The sequence below is a fragment of the Mesorhizobium sp. CO1-1-8 genome, from assembly GCF_020164875.1.
In the GTDB taxonomy this organism is placed as follows: Bacteria; Pseudomonadota; Alphaproteobacteria; order Rhizobiales; family Rhizobiaceae; genus Mesorhizobium.
Window position 1 is genome coordinate 192,337 of record NZ_JAIUGZ010000011.1, and the last position, 23,297, is coordinate 215,633.

Genomic DNA, 23,297 nt, shown 5'->3' on the forward strand with positions numbered 1-23,297 from the left:
ATGGCCAAGCTGAAGCTCGCGCCGATTGCCGATGACAAGCCGGTCAAAGTCTCGGTGGAATTGCCCGCTCGATTGCATCGCGACCTGACCAAGTATGCCGAGATTCTTGGAGGAGAAGCTGGGCAGCCTGCTACTGATCCAATGCGCCTGATCGTGCCAATGCTTGAGCGTTTCATCGCCACGGATCGCGGCTTCGCAAAGGCCAAGCAGGACCGCAAGGTTTAGTCCGAGTGGTCAAGAGGAACGATCGGTGCCGTGCGATACAGCGTGTAGCGGGAGAACAGTCGGCGCGCTTTGTGCTAACGGGCGGAAAGCAGACATGATTGCCTCGAGAGCGACCTCCAATGCGTTGGAAAAGACCCGGCCTTTCTGCCAGACCGCAACATAATGGTAGAGGGCCGATGGCTCTACCGGCTTTGCTCCCAGCTCGAACGCCGCATACTCTCGAGCGATGATTTCGTTGGTGATGGAGACACCAAGGCCGGCCGAAACAAACCCGACCTCGTAGCCATGGGAGTCGTACTCCACCAGTATATCCGGCTCGATCCCGGCAAAGCGCAGCGCGTTGAAGTTCATTTGATGCGACGCGAACTGAGGGTCGATGTCGACGATCCTTTCCCCCGCCAGGTCATGGGCTTCGACACATGCCTTTTTGGAAAATCGGTGGTGGCGATGGAAGATGCACACGTTGTGTGCCGAGCCCACTGGCGCCCATTCAAACAGGCGGGCGTCCAGAGGCAGCCTTGAAATTCCGAGATCTGCCCGGCCAGACAGGATATGCTCACCCACCTGTTCATAATTGCCCGAAATTGACCGGACACTCGAAGGCGTTTTCGACCGGATGGTCGCCACGACCTTCGGCAACGTCACGAAACCGAACACGGCGGGTGCGGCAATCGCAATCCGCTGCTTCTCATCGTTCTTCATTGCAAAAATCGATGCTTCCAGTCGCTCCAGGGAGGTCAGGGCTAATTCTACGTTCCGCAGGAGCTCCCAGGCCTCCTGTGACGGAAGGATGCGGTTGGTTGATCTCTCGAAGAGTTTGAGGCCGAGCACAGTCTCAAGTTGCTTCACCTGCTGACTTACCGCAGGTTGGCTTATCCCGAGCGCAGCAGCTGCTCGTCTTGTCGATCCGGTCCGCAGCACCTGACGAAACACCTGCAATTGTCGGAGCTTCAGGCCGCTCTGCAGTAACTCCATCTTGCGCCCTTTTCCCGAGAACGCCCGAGCCTCATGAGAATGGACTTGGCGGACCGAGGTGAGAATTCGATCAGGCCCAAGCGCCCTGGAAATCAGGTCGCCAATGAAGCACTGAATCCGTAAGCATATAGTCACTATAGTGACTGGTAAAGGGGCAGGTTTGCTTGTCGCTATGCGCGCATGCGCCTTGCGGAGATTTTTGGAGCAAACGTTCGTAGAGTCCGGAAGGAACGCGGCATGACCTTGGAGTCTCTGGCGACTGAGGCTGGGCTTGCGTACAGCTACATGGGCGGCATTGAGCGCGGGCAAAGGAACCCTTCTCTCAACGTAGCGGAGAAGATCGCAAAGGTACTGGAGATTGATCCGGTCACGTTGTTTTGCCGGTCTCATACGTCAAAATAGTCGGACGCCGGATGCGCCGTCGCACCCAGCGACGTTAGCTGCCAAGCAGTCGTGAGTTTTTGCCCAGCGTCACGGCAGGGCCTTCAACCACTGGCAAGTCCGATTGGCTCGCCTGACGTCGAGCTCGTTCGATCCTCGGATCCGGATTGGCAATTCCATTTGAAGCTGCGGAGGGCTGGAGAACTCGGGTGTCAGCGCGACTCCGCGACGGTGGCGTGCCGCGTTGCTCCTCGGAATGGCATATAAGCAGGCATTATAGCAAAAATCGTAAAGTTTATAGATTGAATGACAACGCAGGGGTCAGTAATTTAATCGAAAGCCCTGAGTAATTACAGGATACGCTCGGCTGAATTCGAAGTATTGTGTCATCAGCGTGAGATATGTCGGCTGAAGGTACGGCACGTATTGCGAATTCCCAAACCGATGGAAAGACTCATGGCCGGTTTTGCTGCTCAATTTGCCGCCGCTTTCATGATCACCGTGGGTCTTGCTCTTGTCAGCGGATTCCTTGGCACGGTATTCGGCCTGTTGTTGGCCATCTCAAAGAGCAAGCCTGCGGCACGTTTCAAAAGTGTGGTGACGGCTTACACGACTGTGGTTCGGGGTGTTCCAGAGCTCCTCATTATCCTCCTCATCTATTTCGGTGGAACCACATTCGCCAGCAAGATCGCTGGCAGGTATGTGGAGGTGAACGCTTTCACCGCAGGGGTCATCGCGCTTACCGTTGTCTTCAGCGGCTATGCGACGGAAGTCTTCCGCGGTGCGATCGCGGCAGTGCCGGCGGGCCAGACCGAAGCCGCGAAATCCCTTGGGCTGAATGCTTGGCACCGGTGGCTGTTCATTGTTGGCCCGCAGATGCTGAGGCTGGCGCTGCCCGCTTATGGCAATCTTTGGATATCGCTCTTCAAGGATACTGCGCTCGTCTCTGTCGTTGGGCTCACCGATGTCATGCGCGTCGCCTATGTCGGCGCCGGATCCTTGCGCGCGCCGTTGGCCTTCTACCTCGCGGCATCCGCTTTCTATCTCGCCCTGACGACGATCACCTTGCTGTCGATCCGGTTGGCGGAGCGGCGCTATCCCGCCTTCGGTCGATAGAAGGGCGCTCCCATGAACTTCGGCTTGATGTTAGAAGCTTTACTGGTTCTGCCCTCAGGCATCGGTCTCACCTTGACCCTGACAGTCCTGTCGCTGACGGCGGGATTTCTTCTGTCGGTGCCGCTGGCGTTCGCTCGCGCGTTTGGACCCCCAAGCCTGTCGCTCTCAGTGCTCGCCTACACCTACGCATTCCGTGGAACGCCGATGCTCGTTCAGCTCTTCCTGCTCTATTATGGTCTAAGCCAAATTGAGGCCGTGCGCGCCAGCGTCTTCTGGGTGATCCTGCGAGACCCGTTCTGGTGCGCTCTGTTTACCTTTTCTCTGAATAGTGCCGCGCACACCACTGAAATACTGTGCCGCGGTCTCCAGTCTGTGCCGACAGGTTTCGTTGAAGCCGCCAAGGCGCTTGGCCTAAAACGTTTGCAGATCGCCCGCCTTGTGACCTTTCCGATCGCTTTCAGGATTTCGCTTCCAGCTTACGGAAACGAAGTCGTGGGGATGATCAAAGGATCGTCGCTGGCAAGCACGGTAACGCTGCTCGAGATAACTGGAATGGCTCGACAGATGGTGTCTGAGACATTCGCGCCCTACGAGATCTTCATCGTCGCCGGAACGATCTATCTGGCGCTCACTTCAGCCGCAGTGAAAGCGACGCTGGTTCTGGAGCAACGGCTTTCGATCGATGGCACGCCCAAGCAACGACGCAAGGCACGGTTCCGACCGGCCTTGCCTGACCACGAGATCACGACAACGGTGCCGTGACACCGCAGCCTTACCTACTTCCCACTCACACCAAACGAAAGAGGTGCCTTATGCGCATGCCCGTGGCTATTGCCATTTCTGTCGCGTCCTTGCTCGCAGCATTGCCGGCGCGCGCCGAAAGTGAACGCGCGATATCGATCGCCACCGAAGGGGCTTCGCCACCTTGGGACGGGACAGACGGGAACGGCAAGCTCTACGGTTACGACGTCGATGTCGGTCGCGAACTCTGCCATCGAATGAAGCTCGAATGCGCATTCGTCGCGCAGGATTGGGATGGGATCATCCCGGCGCTGCTCGTTGGCAAGTACGATGTCATCATGTCGGGCATGGCGATCACCGAGAAACGAAAGCAGCAGATCGCGTTCTCGATCCCCTACGCCAGTGGCTTTAACCAATTCATCGTGCGCAAGGAGCTTGGGCTCGACGCCGCTGACACCAGGGAAAAAGTCAATCTCTCGACTATTGGCGACAGGGAGCAAGCAACCATCGAGCGGCTCAGGTCGGCCCTCGGCGGCAAAGCCATCGGCGTCTTGCGGTCATCGAATTCTGAGGCGGTCGTGAAACAACTGCTCGGCGACGTCGTGACCATTCGCAGCTACGATAGCCTCGACAACCTGAAGCTCGACCTTACTGCGGGGCGTGTTGACGGCGGCCTCGCTGACTATTTCACATGGCGCGATTTTTTGGAGGCGCCTGGTGGGTCGGTGGCGATGTTTTTCGGGCCTGAGCTGAATGGTGGTCTCTGGGGGCCTGGTGTGGGCGCCGGCATGCGGAAAGACGACACAGAGCTGCTCACCAAGCTCAATGCGGCGCTCGACGCTGCCACCAAGGATGGCACGATCAAGGCGTTGAGTCTGAAGTGGTTCAAGACGGACATTTCTCCTGCCGTTTCAAAGTAGCCGGATAACCGTCAAACACTTCTGTGTGGCGCTGGCTGGAGCCAGCACCCACCTTCATACCTATAGGGCGATTTCCATGAAAGACCCATTTTGTGCGGTTGTGACCGGCCAATCACTAATCACGCATGACATCCGCCTTGTTCAAGACGAACGCTTCGCGGAGGTTGAACGCTTCCTACGGCAAGGCGACATCGTCTTCACCAACTTCGAGTCGACGATTCTCGGCAAACATGGTGGTTGGCCGACCAAGGGCAAGTTCTTCGGCTACTCCACGGCTGAGGTGCTGGATGCATTGCAAGGCATCGGGTTCAACGCGCTTGCTCTAGCCAACAACCACGCATTCGATCTCGGCCCTTGCGGGGTTCTTGCGACGCTCGAGGAGGTCGAAGCGCGCGGCTTCCTGCATGCCGGAATCGGGGTTGACGAAACCGATGCCACGGAACTGGGCCGTCGCCATCTGGGAGCCCGCCAGGTCTCTCTTCTTGCAATGGATGCAGGCCCCGGCCCCGCCAACATGTATGCCGAGAACCGCACTGGCTCGCGTCCAGCTCGGCCTGGCGTCAACCGGCTCAAGACCGTTCGCAAGATCGGCGTACCGGACGGCCATTTCAGAAGGCTGGCAAGGCTCAGCGATCAATTGCAAAGCTCACACCTTGAAATCACCAACTACGCACAACCCGAGGACCCGCCCCATCTGGAGAGCCGGAAGGAGTTGAATTTCTATGGGACCCTGTTCACCCAGGCTGCTGACTTCAGACGCTTGATCGAGATCGATCCGCAGAGTGCGAATCTTCAGCTGTCCGCCATCCGGCACGCGGCTGCGCAAGGCGATTTTGTGATCGCCTATCTGCACCACCACCATTGGGAACCAGGTTGGCAGGACGTGCCGCGTTGGGTACAGGCCTTTGCCCGCACATGCATTGACGCCGGAGCAGACCTCTTCGTGAGCCACGGTGCACCCGTGCTTCAAGCGGTGGAAATCTACAACGGGTCGCCAATCTTCTACGGTCTCGGAAATTTCCTCTTTCACGTCCATGCGGATGAGAGCGAATGGGATCCTCCGGAAGTCTGGCAGAGCATTGTCGCCGCTTGCCGCTATGATGCGAACGGGATCCTCGAAGCCATAGACCTTCTGCCCGTCGTGATCGGCGAGGCAAATGGGCGCCATGGATGCCAAACGAGCGGATTGGTTCCTGTCCCAGCCGGCGGGCACGCGGCGCGAGATATTCTCGAGGGGTTCGCAAGCCGCTCGCGTTCCTTCGGCGCTGCAATCGAAATATCCGGGTACTCTGGTAGAATAGTTGTGCCGGCTGTGCGCAAATTTGGCTGACGATCAACGCAAAAACCTAGGGTCACTTAACCGAGAATGACCCTGTTGGAGCATCGAAGCCTTGTCGAAGCCGAAACGTTCGAATACTTGCTGGGCAGCGCCAAAGCCAAAGATCGGGCGCGACCCTCACCCCGCTGATCTTCACGTCGGCAGACAGATCGCGACGGTTCGCGTGCTGTCGAACGTATCCCAGGCTCAGCTTGCCCGATCGATAGGCGTCAGCTTTCAACAGCTCCAAAAATACGAGAACGCACGGAACCGGGTCAGTGCGTCCATGATCTACGAGATTGGCAAGTCCCTGGGCGTCCCCGTCAGTCGTTTTTTCGAAGGCCTCCCGGAGAATGGTGAGAGTGGCCGCGACGCTTTAGCTCTGCCGATCGATGAGCGCATGGACTTCATTGCCAGCGTAGAAGGTCGACACCTAATCGAGCACCTTATTCAATTGCCTCCGCGAGTGCGAGCCCGTGTATCGGCCCTTATCGCGGGTATCGGGGAAGTCATCGGCACATAATCCGGATCGAGCGCCGGCGTTCCTCATGACCCGATCTCGATCCAGGCTGGAGCGTGGTCGCTCGGCTTCTGCCAGCCACGTGTTTCGACATCCACGCCGGCGTTTCGGAGTCGGCCGGCAAGCGATGGGTTGAGCAGCAAATGGTCCATCCGCAGGCCGGAGCTGCGATCGTAGCCGCCGCGGTAAGAAAAATTCCAGTAGGTGTAGACGCCCTTTTCCGGGTGAATGCGCCGGACGGCATCGACCCAGCCATCCTGCAGCATCGCCGCATAGGCTTCCCGACTTTCCGGGAAATAGACGGCATCACCCAACCAACGCCTCGGTACGACCGCGTCGATGGGGGTCGGCACGACGTTGTAGTCGCCGCAAAGAATGGCTGGCGCTCCGTCCGAAAGCAGGACCTTGCTATAGCTGATCAGCCGCTCGAACCAGCGCAGCTTGTAGTCGAACTTCGGGCCAGGCGCGGGATTGCCGTTGGGCAGGTAAAGGCATCCGACGATCAACCCGTCAATCTCGGCTTCGATATAACGGCTGTGCGTGTCGTCCAGACCCCCTGGTAGGCCTCGCCGACGTTCGACCGGTTCGACGCCACGTGCAAGGATCGCCACCCCGTTATAGGACTTTTGGCCGTGCCAGATCGCGCCGTAGCCGGCCGCGCGGATCGCCTCGATCGGAAATTTCTGGTCGGATGTTTTCAGTTCCTGCAGGCAGACGATGTCGCTGGGGCTTTCAGCCAACCATCGCAGCAAGACGGGCAAGCGGCCATTGACACCGTTCACGTTGAAGGTGGCGATGCGAGTGATCCCCATATCCGAGGGCATCTACTTCTTGCCCAGCTTGCCTTCGACCTTCTTGCGACTGTTGCCGACCGACTTCACCGCCGACTTTACGGCATCCTTGCTGGCGCCGGTCTTGCCCGCCTCGTACCTCACTTCGTGGTTCTGCCCGCCGGCGACCTTGGCGCGATCCTGGTTGCGGCCACGCGTCGTTTGATTATTGGACATCTCTTCCTCCTGGTTTGCTGCTTCAATGCTTCACAACGCGACCGGACTCTCCGGGTTCAATCCCAGAACAACAAGAGATGTGGAAGTTGGAAAGAACGCGTCGACGGCTCCTTATCGTGAGGGTTGAGGAGGTGCAAAAGACCGCTCAAATTTCAACACGCCGTCTTGACCGACATTTTCGGTGCTCCCCAATCGTGTGCCATTGGGGCCACGAGGCCCGGCAAATCGGCGTCGCAGGGACGCTGCGCCGCTGCTTCGACCATGTTGCATTTCGGAGGATATGGCTATGAGAAGCCACGATTATTCCTCCTGCGCGCATCGGGGGCACAGTCGCTTGCTGATAGCACGAGCATGGACGTGTTGGAGCGAGGCATCGGCGCCTCGCTCTGCTCAAGGAACCTCTTGTCAGTCCGGATCATTTCTTCGAGAGGTAACCTACGTCCGAGGAATAGATGGCGACCGACAAGCTCTCAAAGTACAAAGCCAAGCGCGACTTCGAGCTTACGCATGAACCGAGCGGTAAGGAAGCGATCAAACCATCGAATCGGCGGCGGTTCGTCATCCAGAAACATGACGCCACTCGACTGCACTACGACTTGCGTCTCGAGCTGGATGGCGTGTTCAAATCTTGGGCTGTGACCCGCGGCCCGTCGCTTGATCCGCATGACAAGCGGCTTGCCGTCGAAGTGGAAGACCATCCGCTCGACTATGGCGATTTCGAAGGCACGATTCCGAAGGGGCAGTATGGCGGCGGCACGGTGATGCTGTGGGACCGCGGCTATTGGGAGCCAGAGGGAAAGAAGAGCCCCGAACAAGCACTCGCGAAAGGCGACTTCAAGTTCACGCTGGAAGGAGAGCGGCTGCATGGCAGCTTCGTGCTTGTGCGCATGGCCAACGACCGCGAGCGAGGCAAACGCACCAACTGGCTGCTGATCAAACATCGGGACGAGTTCTCGGTGGAAGATAATGGCGCCGCCGTATTGGAAGAGAACGACACCTCCGTGGCTTCCGGCCGCACAATGGAGGCGATTGCTTCCGGAAAAGGCCGCAAGCCCAAACCGTTCATGCTGCAGGTAAGCAAGGTGGAAGCCGATGCGGTGTGGGATAGCCGTACCGGGCTGGCGGCCCAGGAGCGCAAGGCAACACCTCACGGTAAGAAGAAGTCCCATGCGACCAGTCCTGTCGATCTGCCCGACTTCATTGCGCCGCAACTCTGCGAAACCCTTGCCCGTCCCCCATCGGGAAGCGGATGGCTGCACGAGATCAAGTTCGACGGCTATCGCATTCAGATGCGTGTTCTCGATGACGAGGCTACGCTGAAGACGCGGAAGGGTCTGGACTGGACGGCAAAATATCCTGCGATCGCACGCGCCGCCGGCGATCTGCCGGATGCGATCGTCGATGGCGAGATTTGCGCACTGGATGAGAATGGTGCTCCGGACTTCGCCGCCCTTCAGGCCGCGCTATCAGAAGGCAAGACCGACGCCCTAGTCTATTTCGCGTTCGATCTGCTGTTCGAAGGCGGCGAGGATTTGCGTGCGTTGCCGCTGTCGGAACGGAAGGCTCGCTTGCAGCAATTCTTATCCGACGCCGGCGACGACGCCCGCCTTCGTTTCGTTGAGCATTTCGAAACCGGCGGGGAGGCGGTGCTGCGCTCAGCCTGCAGACTGTCGCTGGAAGGCATCGTCTCGAAGCGCGCGGACGCGCCCTACATCTCCGGCCGCACCGAGTCGTGGGCGAAGTCCAAATGCCGCGCCGGCCATGAGGTGGTCATCGGCGCGTATGCGACGACCCATGGCAAATTCCGGTCACTTCTGGTCGGCGTCAACCGAGGCGACCATTTGGTCTATGTCGGACGCGTCGGCACGGGCTACGGCGCGGCGAAGGTCAAGGATCTGCTTCCAAAGCTGAAGGCGGTTGCGACCGCGAATTCGCCCTTCGCTGGTATCGGCGCACCGAAGAAGCAGCCCGGTGTCGTCTGGCTAAAACCAGAACTCGTGGCCGAAATCGAGTTCGCCGGCTGGACCTCGGACGGGCTTGTCCGTCAGGCAGCCTTCAAGGGGCTGCGGGAAGACAAGCCGGCCGCCGAAGTCGAAGCCGAAAAGCCGGCGTCGCCGAGCAAGACAGGGGTCCCCCAGCCGGCGACGCCAGCATCTTCGCAACCGTCCCGCCGCGGCGGCAAGGTCGATGTCATGGGCGTGCTGATTTCCAGTCCCGACAAGCCGCTATGGCCCGACGCCAACGATGGTAAGCCTGTTACCAAGGAGGATCTTGCCCGCTACTACGAGGCAGTCGGCGCGTGGCTGATCGAGCACATCCGCGGGCGGCCGTGCTCGATCATTCGGTCTCCGGATGGGATCGGTGGCGAGCAGTTCTTCCAGCGCCACGCCATGCCGGGAACGTCCAACCTGCTCGAACTCGTGACGGTATTCGGCGACAGAAAACCTTATCTGCAGATCGATCGTGTCGAAGGGCTCGCGGCGGTGGCCCAGATCGGTGCGGTTGAACTGCATCCCTGGAACTGCGAGCCACAGCAGCCGGAGCTGCCAGGCCGGCTGGTCTTCGACCTCGACCCGGGTCCCGACGTCCCTTTCTCCACGGTCGTGCGAGCGGCTAAGGAAATGCGCGAGCGCCTGGACCACCTCGGGCTCGTCAGCTTCTGCAAGACGACTGGAGGAAAGGGCCTGCATGTCGTGACGCCGCTCGCCGTCACCAAGCGTAGCAAGCTCACCTGGCCGGAGGCGAAGGGTTTCGCGCACGACGTCTGTCTGGCGATGGCGCGTGACAACCCTGAGCTCTACCTTATCAAAATGGCGAAGAACCAGCGTCACGGGCGCATCTTCCTCGACTATCTGCGCAATGACCGGATGGCTACGGCGGTGGCACCCCTGTCGCCGCGAGCGCGGCCCGGCGCGACCGTGTCGATGCCGCTCACCTGGACCCAGGTCAAAGCGGATCTCGATCCGAAGCGGTATACGCTGCGCACCGTGCCCGGCTTGCTGGCGAAGAGTACGGCTTGGCAGGATTATGCCGAAGGTCATCGTCCTCTGGAGCCAGCCATCAAACGGCTGGGAAAGACGATGAAGCAGGCCGCCTGATCAGGTCCCGCGGTCGGTCATGTCGAACACCGCCGCGTTGTCCTGCACCTCGCGCAGCCCCTTATACGACGCGTGCCGCAATTTTCCGTCGTCGCTCCAACCGCGAAATTCGATCTCGGCTATCAGCGCGGGCTGAGCGAAGACGAGATTCTCGCCCTTCAGGGGGACTGCCGGCTTGTGCGTCCTCAATCTGTCGAGGGCGTTTCGCAGTGAGGCGGCTTCCTTGCTGTTGAAGCCGGTCCCGACGGCGCCCACATAGACCCAATCGTTTCCGCGTTTCCCGGCAAGCAGCAGGCTACCGATCCCTCCACGGGCGGCCGCCGATAGCTCGTAACCGATTATCTTAAAGGTCTCACTCTGGATGCATTTGATCTTCAGCCAGTCGCCCGTGCGGCCGGACCGATAAGGCTGCTGGCGACGCTTCGCAATGATGCCTTCGAGGCCGGCGTGACAGACATGCTCGAGAAGGCCGGCGCCGTCGGCTTCGACTTCCTCGGAAAGCCGGATTGCTCCGTCGCCGCCCGCAACAATCAGATCCTCGAGCAGATGACGGCGCACGGCCAGCTCGGAACCGGTGAGGTCATGTCCGTCGAGATAGAGCAGGTCGAACACCATCATGACGGACTCGGTCGACGTTCGTTTGCCGCCACGTCCGCCAAGCGACCTTTGCAGTGCCCCGAAATCCGAGCGACCCTGAGGGTCCAGCACGACGGCTTCGCCGTCCAGGATGGCTGTGTGCACGCCGATCTTCTTGGCGGACGCCGCGATCGACGGAAACCTGTGTGTCCAGTCATGGCCGCCGCGCGTGAGGATGCGCACGTCCTGCCGATCGATATGGACAGCAAGGCGGTAGCCGTCCCATTTGACCTCGAAAAGCCAGTCCGGTCCGACTGGGACTTTCGGCTGCAGAAGGGCGAGGCAGGGCTCGATCCGCTCCGGCATCGGATCGAATGGCAAGTCGGGCTGATCAAGGTTGCGTTGCCGCAGGCGGCACGAGCGGACCGTTTGGCCGGATGGCGCGAGCAGCGTGGCTTCCGGTTTGGAAGAACCGCGCATCCTAGCGCTTGCCCGGACGGTTCTCCGCCTCGACGGACTTGCGCAAGGCATCCATGATATTGATGACGTTGTTGGGGGTTGCCTTGGGCTCTGCGCCCTTCGCCTTTGCCGGGCGCTTCGTCTTCTTGCGCTTGGCCTCGATGATCTCCAGCAGCTTGTCCTGAACCGGGTCAGACACGAGTTTGCTGTCCCAATGGCGGGTCTGCTTCTTGATAAACTGCTGGATCAGCGGCATCATCTCCGCGTCGGACTTCGCGCCGTCTATCGCCCCGAAGTAGGTTTCTTCGTCGCGAACCTCGTCGCCATAGCGCAGCGTCCACAAAACGATGCCTTTGCCGCGCGGCTCGAGCATGACGGCGCGTTCGCGGCGCGAGATCACCAAACGGGAAATGCCCACCATGTCCTCTGCTGCCATGGCATCCCGGATCACCGAGAAAGCCTCCTCGCCGACCGGATCGTTGGGCGACAGGTAGTACGGCGTATCGAGCCAGATCCACTCGATGGAATCGCGTGGCGAGAAGACGTCGATATCGATCGTCCGGGTGCTGTCGAGAGCGACGTTTTCGAGCTCCTCCTCCTCGAGGATAATGTAGTCGTTCTCGCCGCGCTGATAGCCTTTCACCTCATCCTCGCCCTGCACCTCCTTGCCGGTGACGGCATCGACATAGTGACTGACGACTCGGTTGTGGGTTTCGCGATTGAGCGTATGGAAGCGCACTTTTTCGCTGTCCGACGTTGCCGGCATCATCTGCACGGGGCAGGTCACCAATGAGAGCTTCAGATAGCCTTTCCAGTATGGACGGACTGCCATGACACCCTCCGATCAGGCGGCGCGTTTCGTGGTGGCCGCACGCTTTGGCTGGGGCTTCCGGTCATTGGTCGTCTTACCGGCGGCACGTTTCGGCTTCTCGCCTGCTCGCAGCCGGGCGCTTTGTCGCAAGGCTTCCAGCAGGTCGCTTTTCTTCGCAACCGGCGGCGCCTTCTTCTTGGGCAATGCCTTGCCCTCGATCTTTGCCTTCACCAGTTCGGCCACCGCCGCGTCATAACGGTCGTCGAAGCTCTTCGCGTCGAACGAACCCTTCTTGGTGTTGATGATGTGTTTGGCAAGATCCAGCATCTCGCCCTCAATCTTCATCTCGGGAATGTCGTCGAAGGCCTCCTTGGCGGAGCGAACCTCATAGTCGAAGTTCAGCGTTGTGCCGATCAGGCCTTTCCCATGGGGCCGGATCAAAACTGTGCGGAGCCGCCGGAACAACACCGTCCGCGCCAGCGCCGCGACTTTCGCCTGACGCATGCCGTCGCGGAGCAGCCTGAAAGCATCGGCGCCCATTTTGTCCGGCGCAAGGTAGTAGGGTTTGTCGAAATAAACGTCGTCGATCTCGTCGCAGGGCACGAAAGCCTCGATCTTGAGCGTCTTGTCGCTTTCCGGAACTGCCGCCGCAACTTCATCCGGCTCAAGGACGACGAAATCCCCGTTCTCTATCTCGTAACCCTTGACCTGGTCTTCCCGCTCGACCGGGTCGCCGGTCTCGCTGTCTACGAACTCCCGCCGGACCCGGTTGCCGGTATCGCGATTGAGCGTGTTGAAGGCGATGCGTTCGGACGTGGAGGCCGCGGTATAGAGCGCCACCGCGCAGGCAACTTCTCCAAACTTGATGTAACCCTTCCAGTTCGCACGCGCCGCAACCATGGGAACACACTCCAACACAACCTATACGAGTCAATAAAGAGACTCTTCGGCAGGAAGGTTCCGAGTCAAAATGAATCTTATTTCAAAGGGTTCCGATTCGACCAGGCGCTCATACCGACCGCTGCCAGTCAGACCTGGAGCAGTCGCGTTTCCACCAATCCAGAGTAAGTCGGCGGCGGGCACGTATCAGCTTCGAAACGCAAATTCGCCTTGGGTCCGCCCATCCCACACACGCACCTTGACGCTCCCGGTGGACGCGGTTCGAGCAGCGCGTCCTCCAGGCAAGTTCGATCGAGCCAGGCTATGCGCTTGTCCCGGCGCAGGACAGCCATCTGACGATCATGCTACGGCTCTGCATCGGCATTCGCCGCAATGGTCAGGATGGCGTAGGCCTCGGACCATTCGGGTGTTGCCGGCCGCCAGATTCGGCGAAATAGAACCTCCAAAACACGCAATTACTTGAAACCAATGGGAGGTACCAACATGCACCGCAGGACATTTCTGAATTCTTCCGCTGCCTTGATTGCCGTCACTCTTGCAGCACCGGCTCTGTTTACCGGCCAGGTCAGGGCGGACGCGATGGCCGATGCCACGGCGGTCGTGCAGAAGTATGCGCAAAAGGTCACGGCTTGGGACGGTCCGACCACCGGTCCGAAAGCGCAGCCGGGCAAGACCATCGTCGTTTTGGCTGGCGACCTCAAGAACGGCGGCATTCTCGGCGTCACCACCGGTGTCGAGGAAGCCGCCAAGGCGATCGGTTGGGAGGTCAAGGTGATCGACGGTGCCGGCTCGATCGGCGGCCGCACCGCCGCCTTCGGTCAGGCGATGGCGCTCAAGCCCAGCGGTATCGTGATCAACGGCTTCGATGCCGTCGAGCAGGCGCCGGCGCTGGAACAGGCGAAAGCAGCCGGCATTCCGCTGGTGTCCTGGCATGCCGGCCCGGTAATCGGACCCGATGAAAAAGACGGCGTCTTTGCCAACGTGTCGACCGACGCCATGCAGGTCTCCACTGCCGCCGCAGACTGGGCCTATGCCGACGCCAAGGGCAAGCCAGGCGTCGTCATCTTCACCGATTCGACCTATACCATTGCCATCGCCAAAGCCGACAAGATGAAGGCCGAAATCGATCGGCTGGGCGGCAAGGTGCTTGAGTATGTCGACACGCCGATCGCCGAGACCTCGCAGCGCATGCCGCAGCTGACGACGTCGCTGCTGCAGAAATACGGCGATGCCTGGACGCATTCGCCGGCCATCAACGACCTTTATTTCGATTTCATGGGGCCGTCTCTCGCGGCTGCCGGCAAGGCCGGCGCCGATGCGCCGATCAACGTCGCGGCCGGCGACGGTTCGGAATCGGCCTATCAGCGCATACGCGCCGGCCAGTTCCAGAAGGTGACGGTCGCCGAACCGCTGAACCTGCAGGGCTGGCAACTGGTCGACGAACTGAACCGCGCCATCGCCGGCAAGAAATGGTCGGGGTATCTGTCGCCATTGCATGTCGTGACGGCCGACAATGTCGAGTTCGACGGCGGCCCCAACAATTCGTTTGACCCCGCCAACGGCTACCGCGACGAGTACAAGAAAATCTGGGGCAAGTAAGCCCGCGTGGCGCGGGCGCGTCAGGCATGCGCCCGCAAGCCCGCTGCTGCTGCAAACGAACACAGGCCAGTTCAACAAAACGCGCGGGCGATGCCGCCCGCGCCACGACAACATTGACGCAGGAGCCTGCCAATGATCATTCGCTACGCCCTCTTCGAAGGTGAAATCCACGTTGGTCGCGAGGAAGAATTCCGGCGCTTCGTCAAGGAGCGGCTGGTGCCCCTGTGGACGCAATTTCCGGGCGCGCAAGAAGTGCGCGTGATGGACGGCAAGGAGCGTGACGAGGGCGCGCCGGGCTATGCCATGGCGCTCGCCATACGCTATCGCGACATGGACACTTGCAACAAGGCGCTGGAGTCAGACGTTCGCTTCCAGAGCCGCGAGGTGACCCGTGATCTTCTGACGATGTTCACAGGTCGCGTCCACCATCATGTGTTCGAGGCAAACGAATACGGGCCTGGCTCGGCCGCATCGATTCTGGCGGACGTCCGCTAGATCCGCTGGCGCTGACCGCTCCATTCGCGACCGTGGCCACGCGCCAGGTCTCTCCTTCGTCATCGCCGCTTGGATGATGGCGGTTGGCCTGTTCGTCGTGCTCGAATATTGACGATGCTATCCAATCGCCATCCCAAATTCTGTCCAAATCGGTTCGGCTGAGCGAGCATCGAATGCGCTGCCCATGTCAACTCATGAGGGCCGGCAACCATCGTCGCTCTTTTTCAATCCGGAACTGAGCGCTGCACCACCAGTCGAGTGGACAAGGTTTGGCTGCTGTACAGTGCTTCGGGCCTGTGACGATCCGTTGCCTATAGAAGCGCACGTAGCCGTGCCATGTCAAAGGCTGGCGAAGCGATCGCGAATGGGGACACATGTGTCGCCGAGAACCTCGCGACACATGATCTTGGCAGGGGCGACGTCCAGGCGCGCATCGACGATGCCTTCTTTGAAGGTGCAATACGAAAGCGGCAGGCGAAAGCCGGCTCGGTGACGGGTGCGACTTAGAATCGGTTAGGTGCAAACGGCGCAAGCGAGCGACCGACCGATCGATCCATGGCAAAATCTGCAACGAGCCGGGCAGTAACTGCTGCTAGGGTGAGCCCGAGGTGACCATGGCCGAAGGCGTAGATGACGTTCGGATTACGCGCCGATGGGCCGATCACGGGTCGGGAATCCGGCAACGACGGCCGGAAGCCCAGCCATTGCGAGGATGGCTGGCCGAGCGTCGGAAAGAACTGGCGCACGCCTCGGTCGAGCAACGCCAGCCGGCGCGGATTGGGTGGCGAGGCCGGCCGGCCAAGCTCAACCGTGCCGGCCACGCGCAGCCGGCCTGCCATCGGGGTCATGTAGAAGCCGAGATCGACCGGACACACCGGCCGCGTCAGCAGCGGCGTCTCGACCGGGAACTCCAGGTGATAGCCGCGCTCGGTCTCCAGCGGGATGCTGTCGCCGGCCTGCGCGGCCAGCGGCCGCGAGAAGGCGCCGGCGGCAATCACCGCCTTTTTCGCTCGGACCCGCAAGCCGGGGCCGCTGAGTTCGACACCGCCGTCATCGGCCCGCAGTCCTGCGACCTCGGCGCGTTGCAGCACGGCACCTCGGCTTGTTGCCGCTTTGAGGAGCCGCGTCATCATCGCTTGGGGATCGGTCAGGTTCATCGACTGCGGAAAGAACAGTCCTCCATCCGCCACCGCCGGCAGGTTCGGTTCCAATGCCGCCACTTCCTGCGGCGTTAGCACCGCTTGGTCGACGCTGAAATCGGCGCGCAGCGAGCGGCTCGGAGCACCCTCGGCAAGGTCGCCCGGACGGCGATAGAGATAGAGGCAGCCCTTGCGGCGCAAAAGGTCGCCGGCGTCAGCCTCGGCGGCCATCTCCTCCCAGGTCGGCAGCGCGTCCGCCAGAAGGCCCGCCATCGCCAAGGCGTTGGCGCGCGTGGCCAACGGCAGCGACTGGCGTACGAACCGGATTAGCCATGGCGCCAGATGCAGAAGCGCCGTCCAGCGCAGCGAGAACGGACTATCGGAATCGAGCAGCAGCTTCGGCAGGGCACGCAGAACGCCCGGATTGCCGACCGGCATGCAGGCATATTCGGCCAGCGTCCCGGCATTGCCAAACGAGGCGCCCGAGCCCGGTTCGTTGGGGTCGATGAGCAGCACCTCGCGGCCTTCCGCCGCAAGGCGCAACGCCGTCGCCAGTCCGATCACGCCTGCCCCGACAACGGCGATCTCGACGCTTTCATGTGTCACTGGCTGCTTCCCGAAATCACACAAAACCCGGCAGTTGCAGATGGCCCGCCGACAAAAGCTCGGCCATGCTCGCCAGAGCGGTGCGCAAATCCTCTTGCGAGCGTGCGGCGCCCACATTAATGCGCACGCCGTGCTGCACCGGCTCGCGGCCGACCGCGAAGGCATCGCCCGGCAGCACGGCGACGCCGCGCTCCAGGCAGGTGCGGGCAAAGCCGGCACCGCGCCAGGGTTCGGGCAGCCGCAGCCATGCATGGGTGGCGCTCGGCTGGCTCTGGACGTCGTAGCGGCCGAGGATTTCGCTCAATATGGCCTGGCGCTGCCGCAGTTCCTGTTTCTGCACCTCGATGATGCGCTGGGCCGAGCCATCCTCGATCAACCGCGCCCCGATCAGCGCCGTCAGCGGACTAATGCTCCAGCAATTGATGCGCAGCGCCGCCGCGACCTGGCCGGCAATGGCGCGTGGCGCGATGACGAAGCCGAGCCTGAGGCCAGGCGCCAGGCATTTCGACAGCGCGCCGATATGCACCGTCAGCTCCGGCTCCAGGCTCGCGAAGGAGGGCAAGGCATCATCGGCCAGCGGCCGGTAGACGTCGTCCTCGATGATCAGGACGTTGTGGCGGCGCGCCACCGCCGCGAGTTCACGGCGGCGCTGTTCCGAGAGCGTGATCGTGGTGGGATTGTGCAGCGTCGGCACCAGGAACACCGCGCGAGGCCGAAGCTGCGCGCAGGCGGCCTCGAAGGCATCGGGCCGCATGCCGCCGCGATCCATGGCGACGCCGCGCAAATCCAGCCCATGCACGCGGCAGAGCGCGTTGATTCCCTGGTAGGTCACCTCGTCCGCCAGCACCACCTCACCTTGCCTCGTCACCGCGCCAAGCAGGCAATCGAGCCCATGCTGGGCGCCCGCCGCCAACACGACGCGGCCGGGGTCGCCCTCGCCCGCGGCCGGTTTCAGCCAGTCGGCGATCGCCACGCGCGCCCACAGCGGCCCCTCTGGCGGGTGATAGTCCTGCAGCGAGGCGTAGTGCCGGTCCTTGGACAAGCGCGGCAGAAGGGCGGCGACCGCATCGAGATAGGCCGAGGTCGCCGGCCGGTTGACGGAGAGGTCGATGATGCCGCTCTGCTCGCTCGGCGCCGAGACGAAGCCCGGCCGCTCACCGGAGTCGCGCGCGGCCACCGTCGTGCCCCGCCCCGGCCGCGCTTCGAGCAGCCCCCGCTCCTGCAGCGTCGACAGCGCCCGCGTCACCGTGGTGACGTTGATGCCCAGTGCCCGTGCTATGTCGCGCTGCGGCGGCAGCCGGTCGCCCACCGCCAGCGTGCCGGCGGCGATGCGCTCGGCGATCGCGTCGGCAAGACGGCGATAGACCGGGCTTTCATCCGTGGCGAGACGAAGGTCTTCAAGCATGCGGGAATTCGACTGCGGGTGACATGTATGGCGCATCTAGCATAAGACAATATCTCATACAATAGAGCTTGTCTGACGCGAAGCTGCAAATCTCCTAGCACATTATCACTCAAGCATGCGAAAACCAGCTTGACGAACAAACTTGTGTGCATCTATGGTCGAGTCGAGATCAGTTGTGTGATCATACAAGTTGGATGGTGCGTTTTTGAGGCGCGCTAATTCGGGAGGACGAGGCATGGTTCGCAAATCGCACCTCGAATCGGTCGGCCGAGCCAAGGATTGCGCACGATGAACGTAGGCCAGGCCGCCGCGCTCACGCCGGCATCGCGGACCAGTTCCGGTGGCCCGGACTTCGTCGAATTTCGCGACGTTGAGAAATCCTACGACGGCCGCGCCTTCGCGGTGACGCGGATGAACCTCAGCGTCGCGCGTGGCGAGTTCCTGACCCTGCTCGGCCCTTCCGGATCGGGCAAGACGACGACGCTCAACATGCTGGCCGGTTTCGAGCGGCCGACGCATGGCACGATAATGCTGGAGGGGCGGCCGGTTGACCGTTTGCCGCCTTACCAGCGCAACATCGGCATGGTGTTTCAGAACTACGCGCTGTTCCCGCATATGAGCGTGGAGGAGAACGTCGCCTTCCCGCTCTCCGTCCGCCAGCTCGGCAGGTCCGACATCGCTACGCGAGTCGGCCGCGCACTCGACATGGTGCGGCTGAAGCAGTTCGGCGACCGCAAGCCGGCGCAGCTTTCCGGCGGCCAGCAGCAGCGCGTGGCGCTGGCGCGTGCGCTGGTGTTCGAACCGAGCCTGGTGCTGATGGACGAGCCGCTCGGCGCGCTCGACAAGAAACTGCGCGAGCACATGCAGCTCGAAATCAAGCACATTCACACCATGCTCGGCGTGACCGTCGTCTACGTCACGCACGACCAGAGCGAGGCACTGACCATGTCGGACCGCGTCGCCGTGTTCAACGATGGCGGCATCGCCCAGCTCGGCTCTCCAGACGAGCTCTACAATCAGCCGCGCAATTCCTTCGTGGCGAGCTTCATCGGCGAGAACAACACGCTGGAAGGCGTGGTCGAGGCCATCTCGGGCAAGGAATGCCGCGTCAGACTGATTGGTGGCGGCGACGTCACCGCACTCGCCGTCGACGTCGCGGAAGGCGATGTCTGCCATGTCGCCGTCCGGCCCGAGCGGCTGCGGCTCGGAACCGCTGCCGAGGGCGAGAACGCGCTGGCCGCATCCGTCGACGGCCGCATCTATCTCGGCGACCATCTGCGGCTGCTCGCCAGATTGCCCAACGACCAGGTGCTGACCGTCAAGGTCGACACCGAAGCGGCGATGGCGAACGGACAGGCTGTCACGGTCTGTTGCGCGCCCAATGATTGCCGCGCCTTTAAGGCCGATGCCGGACGACCGATTCCAACTTAAAACAGGGGAAAACACAATGAAACATCAGAGGATAAGTCTGCTCGCTTTGGCCGCCGCCACCGCCTGCATCACCATCGCTCAAGCAGCCCTTGCCGATGAATTGTCGATCATGGCCAGCGGCGGCGCCTGGCAGGACGCACAGCGCAAGGCCTGGTTCGAGCCCTTCAGCAAGGAGACGGGCACCAAGATACTCGAACAGGAATATCTCGGCGACCTCGGCAAGGTTAAAGCCATGGTCGAGACCGGCAACGTGCCGATCGATCTGGTGACGGTCGAAACCGCGACCGTGCTGCAGGGCTGCGATGCAGGCATATTGGAGCGCCTCGATTATTCCAAGATCGGCCCGCGCGAGAAATTCATCGAGGGCTCGGCTCTCGATTGCGGTGTCGGCCTCGATGCCTACGGCGACATCCTCGCCTATGACCCCACTGTGCTCAAGGACGCGCCGGCCTCTGTGCTCGACCTTTTCGACACCAAGAACTTCCCGGGCAAGCGCGCCATGCGCAAATTCCCGGCGCAGAACCTCGAATGGGCCCTGATGGCCGACGGCGTCGCGCCTGCTGACGTCTACCAGGTGTTGGCGACATCAGAGGGCGTCGACCGCGCCTTCAAGAAGCTCGACACCATAAAGAAGGACATCGTCTGGTGGGATGCCGGCGCGCAGCCGGCTCAGTTGCTCGCCTCGCAGGAAGTGGTGATGACCACGGCCTGGAACGGCCGCATCCAGAACGCAATCGACACCGACAAGAAGCCCTTCAAAATCGTTTGGAACAACCAAATCCTCGAATACGACATGATCGCCATTCCCAAGGGCGCCAAGAACCCGGACGCCGCGTACAAATACCTGGCCTATATCTCGACGCCGGAAAACAACGCCAAGCTCGCCAGCTTCATCACCTACGGGCCGGTGCGCACTGATGCGGCGTCCTTCGTAGCGGCCGACGCCTTGCCGAAACTGCCCAACGCGCCCGACCACCTGGCCGGCGCCTACCTCGTCGCGGATACCGAGTTCTGGGGCGACTATGGCGAGGATCTGGTCAAGCGCTTCAACGCCTGGCTGGCGCAGTAGGCGCTGATGTCGGCGCTGCAGCCCAGCGAACTCGACCGGCCCGCGCTGGCCCGCGGCCGGTCAGCCGCCGACGCCGAGTCCAGGTCGGTGTCGGCCGCGATCCGGCGCGCCGAATTCGGCGACCGGCTGCGCACGCTGGCGCTGGCCGCACCCTTGCTGCTGCTTCTGGGGCTGAGCTTCGGAATTCCGATCGTGCTTCTGCTGTCGCGCGCAATCTACGACCCGACTATCGCCAACGCCTTGCCGCAAACCAGCCAGGTGCTCGGCGCTTGGAACGGCGAGGGCCTGCCCGCCGATGCCGCCTTCACGGCATTGGCGGCGGACCTCAGGGACAACCAGGCTAAGGGCACCACCTACGAGCTGGCCAAAGCCCTCAACACCCGCTTGCCCGGTGCGCGCAGCCAGGTGCTGAAGACGGTGCGCCAGCTTGAAGCCGCCGGCGACAAGCCGCGATTGGAGATCATGAAGGGAGTGCCGTTCTGGTCGGCGCCGACGACATGGCCGGCTATTCGTAACGGCACCCATTCGATCACCTCGTTCTATCTGCTCAGCGCGCTCGACCTGCGCTGGAACCCCTATGGCGGCATCGAACGCGTTCCGCCCGAACAGGCGATCTTCCTGCAGGTGTTCCTGCGGACCTTTTTTGTCGCCGCAGCGGTGACGCTCGCGACCTTGCTGCTCGGCTTTCCGCTTGCTTATCTCATAGCAAACGTTCCCAAGGGGCTTGCCGCCATCCTGATCGTCGCCGTGCTGTTGCCATTCTGGACGTCGATCCTGGTACGCACCGCCGCCTGGACGGTGCTGCTGCAGAAATTCGGCCTAGTCAACGATCTGCTGCTATGGCTGGGATTTGCTTCCGAGCGTCTTGATTTGATGTACAGCCGCATCGGCCTGATCATCGCCATGACGCATATCCAGCTGCCCTTCACGCTGCTGCCGATCTACTCCGTCATGCGCACCATCGCGCCTTCGCAGATGAAGGCCGCCTATTCGCTGGGCGCAAAACCCTTTACCGCCTTCCGCCGCGTCTACTTTCCCCAGGTTTTGCCGGGCGTGATGGCAGGCTGCCTGCTCACCTTCATCTTGTGCCTGGGCTACTACATTACCCCGGCGCTCATCGGCGGCGCTAGCGATCAGCTGATTAGCAATTTCATCGCCAACTACGTCAATGTCGAACTGAACTGGGAAATGGCGGCCGCACTCTCCTTCATCCTGCTGGTCTTCACCCTGGGTCTGTTCGGTATCTTCGCCCGCGTCCTCGGCCTCAATCGCCTGAAGATGGTGTAGCCATGCTTTTGTCTCCCTATCCCAATGCTGGCGAACGGATCCGCGTCGCGTTGTTGTGGCTGTGGTGCGGGCTGGTCATTCTATTCCTGCTGGTGCCGATCTTGATCCCGGTGCCGCTCTCCTTCAACAGCGGCGCGTTCTTCATCTTCCCGCTCGAAGGGCTTTCGACGCGCTGGTACGAGGTGGTGCTGGGCACGCAACGCTGGCAGTCGGCGATCGGCAACAGCCTGCTCGTTGCCCTCGGCACAACGGTGAGCGCTACGATGCTTGGCACACTGACGGCCATCGCGCTGTCCAACGAGAAATTCCCCGGGCGCCACATCATCATGCCGCTGCTGCTGTCACCGCTAATCGTGCCCGTGGTCATCACCGCCGTCGGCTCGTATCTGTTCTACGCCCGCGTCGGCCTTGCCAGCACCTATGCCGGCATCATCTTGGCGCACACTGCGCTCGCCAGCCCTTTCGTGGTGGTGACGGTGGGCGCCAGCCTGACCGGCTTCGACCGTAACCTGATGCGCGCCGCCGCCATTTCGGGCGCCAGGCCGCTGACCTCGTTCTTCCGTGTCATGCTGCCGCTGATCCTGCCCGGCGTTCTCTCGGGCGCCGCCTTCGCCTTCGTCACCTCCTTCGACGAGGTGGTCGTGGTACAGTTCCTGGCCAGTGCCGGCCAGCGCACCATGCCGCTCGAAATGTTCATTGGTCTTCGCGAAAAGCTCTCTCCGGCGATCACTGCGGCCGCGACGCTGATGATGGCGCTGTCGATCGTGCTTCTGGTGGTGGCAAACCTGCTCGCCCGGCGCGGAGCGCCGTCTAGGGTGGGCCCCTAACCACCGTCATCTGCTGTGCTCGCCTTGAATTTAGCCCGCTTCGGGCCATTTCGGTTGCTCCGATGGCCTTGGCCAAGCTGAAGCCGTCCGAGGCCTTGGCCAGCAACATTGCAGTTTGACCTGTCAGCCTTTTTTTGCCGAAGTTGGATAGGTCAGGTCGCCTGTTCTTGAATAGCTTCTGAACGACGCAGCCATTTTGTCGCGTTCTACCGCCACCGTCGAGGTGGTGATACGCCAGCCGACGCGCCCCCTCCTTTTTTCTGGTGGGCGCCTTGCTGATCTGCCGATGATAGGTGGGGCGGCCTTGGTATCAATCCGACAATCGGATGGCTGCTTCGAGCATATCCGAGCGGTCGTGCTCTGGATCGCCGCCAATATGCAACCTGACCTTA

Annotated in this window: 22 protein-coding genes; 14 read left to right on the forward strand and 8 right to left on the reverse strand. The window is 61.5% G+C overall.

Annotated elements, in window-relative coordinates:
* Positions 1-225: a DUF2274 domain-containing protein gene (locus LB558_RS21840; protein WP_224699430.1), complete on the forward strand. Its 225-nt coding sequence runs from the start codon at positions 1-3 to the stop codon at positions 223-225.
* 9 nt (positions 226-234) lie between these two features.
* Here the strand turns inward: LB558_RS21840 and LB558_RS21845 are convergent, their stop codons facing one another.
* Entirely contained in the window at positions 235-1,200 is a 966-nt protein-coding gene (locus LB558_RS21845) for a LysR family transcriptional regulator (protein WP_224699431.1), read from the reverse strand.
* A gap of 180 nt (positions 1,201-1,380) precedes the next feature.
* On the opposite strand from LB558_RS21845, the gene LB558_RS21850 reads away from it, so the two are divergent.
* From LB558_RS21850 to LB558_RS21875, 6 genes are all read left to right on the forward strand, one after another.
* Entirely contained in the window at positions 1,381-1,602 is a 222-nt protein-coding gene (locus LB558_RS21850) for a helix-turn-helix domain-containing protein (protein WP_224699432.1), read from the forward strand.
* A 435-nt stretch (positions 1,603-2,037) separates the two neighbouring features.
* Positions 2,038-2,697 (forward strand): ABC transporter permease subunit, encoded by a 660-nt coding sequence (locus tag LB558_RS21855; RefSeq protein WP_224699433.1) that lies wholly within the window; start codon positions 2,038-2,040, stop codon positions 2,695-2,697.
* A gap of 12 nt (positions 2,698-2,709) precedes the next feature.
* Positions 2,710-3,459: an ABC transporter permease gene (locus LB558_RS21860; RefSeq protein ID WP_224699434.1), complete on the forward strand. Its 750-nt coding sequence runs from the start codon at positions 2,710-2,712 to the stop codon at positions 3,457-3,459.
* A 56-nt stretch (positions 3,460-3,515) separates the two neighbouring features.
* Positions 3,516-4,358: a transporter substrate-binding domain-containing protein gene (locus LB558_RS21865; RefSeq protein ID WP_412033489.1), complete on the forward strand. Its 843-nt coding sequence runs from the start codon at positions 3,516-3,518 to the stop codon at positions 4,356-4,358.
* 76 nt (positions 4,359-4,434) lie between these two features.
* Positions 4,435-5,688 carry a CapA family protein gene (locus LB558_RS21870; protein ID WP_224699436.1) on the forward strand — a complete coding sequence of 418 codons (1,254 nt, stop codon included), beginning with the start codon at positions 4,435-4,437 and terminating at the stop codon, positions 5,686-5,688.
* Between the two features lie 61 nt (positions 5,689-5,749).
* A complete protein-coding gene (locus tag LB558_RS21875) occupies positions 5,750-6,199 on the forward strand; it encodes a helix-turn-helix domain-containing protein (protein WP_263495352.1) in 450 nt (149 codons plus the stop codon).
* Positions 6,200-6,222: 23 nt separating this feature from the next.
* Here LB558_RS21875 and xth read toward each other — a convergent pair whose 3' ends face one another.
* Together xth and LB558_RS21885 are read right to left on the reverse strand one after the other, a co-directional pair.
* Positions 6,223-7,020 carry an exodeoxyribonuclease III gene (xth, locus tag LB558_RS21880; RefSeq protein WP_224699437.1) on the reverse strand — a complete coding sequence of 266 codons (798 nt, stop codon included), beginning with the start codon at positions 7,018-7,020 and terminating at the stop codon, positions 6,223-6,225.
* Positions 7,021-7,203: a DUF3606 domain-containing protein gene (locus LB558_RS21885; protein WP_224699438.1), complete on the reverse strand. Its 183-nt coding sequence runs from the start codon at positions 7,201-7,203 to the stop codon at positions 7,021-7,023.
* A gap of 452 nt (positions 7,204-7,655) precedes the next feature.
* Here LB558_RS21885 and ligD (LB558_RS21890) point away from each other — a divergent pair, with 452 nt between their 5' ends.
* Positions 7,656-10,301, forward strand: a complete 2,646-nt coding sequence (ligD, locus tag LB558_RS21890; RefSeq protein WP_224699439.1) for a DNA ligase D — start codon at positions 7,656-7,658, stop codon at positions 10,299-10,301.
* Here the strand turns inward: ligD (LB558_RS21890) and ligD (LB558_RS21895) are convergent, their stop codons facing one another.
* From ligD (LB558_RS21895) to LB558_RS21905, 3 genes are read right to left on the reverse strand one after another with little or no spacing between them, the layout of a single operon-like run.
* The gene (ligD, locus tag LB558_RS21895) at positions 10,302-11,357 is read right to left on the reverse strand and encodes a non-homologous end-joining DNA ligase (RefSeq protein WP_224699440.1); all 1,056 of its coding nucleotides are present in this window, start codon (positions 11,355-11,357) and stop codon (positions 10,302-10,304) included.
* A gap of 1 nt (position 11,358) precedes the next feature.
* Positions 11,359-12,168: a Ku protein gene (locus LB558_RS21900; protein ID WP_224699441.1), complete on the reverse strand. Its 810-nt coding sequence runs from the start codon at positions 12,166-12,168 to the stop codon at positions 11,359-11,361.
* A gap of 12 nt (positions 12,169-12,180) precedes the next feature.
* Positions 12,181-13,047: a Ku protein gene (locus LB558_RS21905; RefSeq protein WP_224699442.1), complete on the reverse strand. Its 867-nt coding sequence runs from the start codon at positions 13,045-13,047 to the stop codon at positions 12,181-12,183.
* 483 nt (positions 13,048-13,530) lie between these two features.
* Between LB558_RS21905 and LB558_RS21915 the strand changes: the two genes are divergently transcribed.
* Positions 13,531-14,646 carry a substrate-binding domain-containing protein gene (locus tag LB558_RS21915; protein ID WP_224699443.1) on the forward strand — a complete coding sequence of 372 codons (1,116 nt, stop codon included), beginning with the start codon at positions 13,531-13,533 and terminating at the stop codon, positions 14,644-14,646.
* A gap of 132 nt (positions 14,647-14,778) precedes the next feature.
* On the forward strand, positions 14,779-15,141 hold the full coding sequence (locus LB558_RS21920; protein ID WP_224699444.1) for a hypothetical protein: 363 nt from the start codon (positions 14,779-14,781) through the stop codon (positions 15,139-15,141).
* Between the two features lie 503 nt (positions 15,142-15,644).
* On the opposite strand, the gene LB558_RS21925 is transcribed toward LB558_RS21920, so the two are convergent.
* Entirely contained in the window at positions 15,645-16,886 is a 1,242-nt protein-coding gene (locus LB558_RS21925; RefSeq protein ID WP_224699445.1) for an NAD(P)/FAD-dependent oxidoreductase, read from the reverse strand.
* A 16-nt stretch (positions 16,887-16,902) separates the two neighbouring features.
* Positions 16,903-18,291 (reverse strand): PLP-dependent aminotransferase family protein, encoded by a 1,389-nt coding sequence (locus LB558_RS21930; protein WP_224699446.1) that lies wholly within the window; start codon positions 18,289-18,291, stop codon positions 16,903-16,905.
* A gap of 288 nt (positions 18,292-18,579) precedes the next feature.
* On the opposite strand from LB558_RS21930, the gene LB558_RS21935 reads away from it, so the two are divergent.
* Genes LB558_RS21935 through LB558_RS21950 form a run of 4 tightly spaced genes read left to right on the forward strand, consistent with a single transcriptional unit; the run spans position 18,580 to position 22,905 of the window.
* The gene (locus LB558_RS21935; RefSeq protein WP_224699447.1) at positions 18,580-19,722 is read left to right on the forward strand and encodes an ABC transporter ATP-binding protein; all 1,143 of its coding nucleotides are present in this window, start codon (positions 18,580-18,582) and stop codon (positions 19,720-19,722) included.
* Between the two features lie 16 nt (positions 19,723-19,738).
* Entirely contained in the window at positions 19,739-20,791 is a 1,053-nt protein-coding gene (locus LB558_RS21940) for an ABC transporter substrate-binding protein (protein WP_224699448.1), read from the forward strand.
* A 6-nt stretch (positions 20,792-20,797) separates the two neighbouring features.
* On the forward strand, positions 20,798-22,078 hold the full coding sequence (locus LB558_RS21945) for an ABC transporter permease (RefSeq protein WP_224699449.1): 1,281 nt from the start codon (positions 20,798-20,800) through the stop codon (positions 22,076-22,078).
* A 2-nt stretch (positions 22,079-22,080) separates the two neighbouring features.
* A complete protein-coding gene (locus tag LB558_RS21950; protein WP_224699450.1) occupies positions 22,081-22,905 on the forward strand; it encodes an ABC transporter permease in 825 nt (274 codons plus the stop codon).
* Positions 22,906-23,297 lie beyond the last annotated feature (392 nt).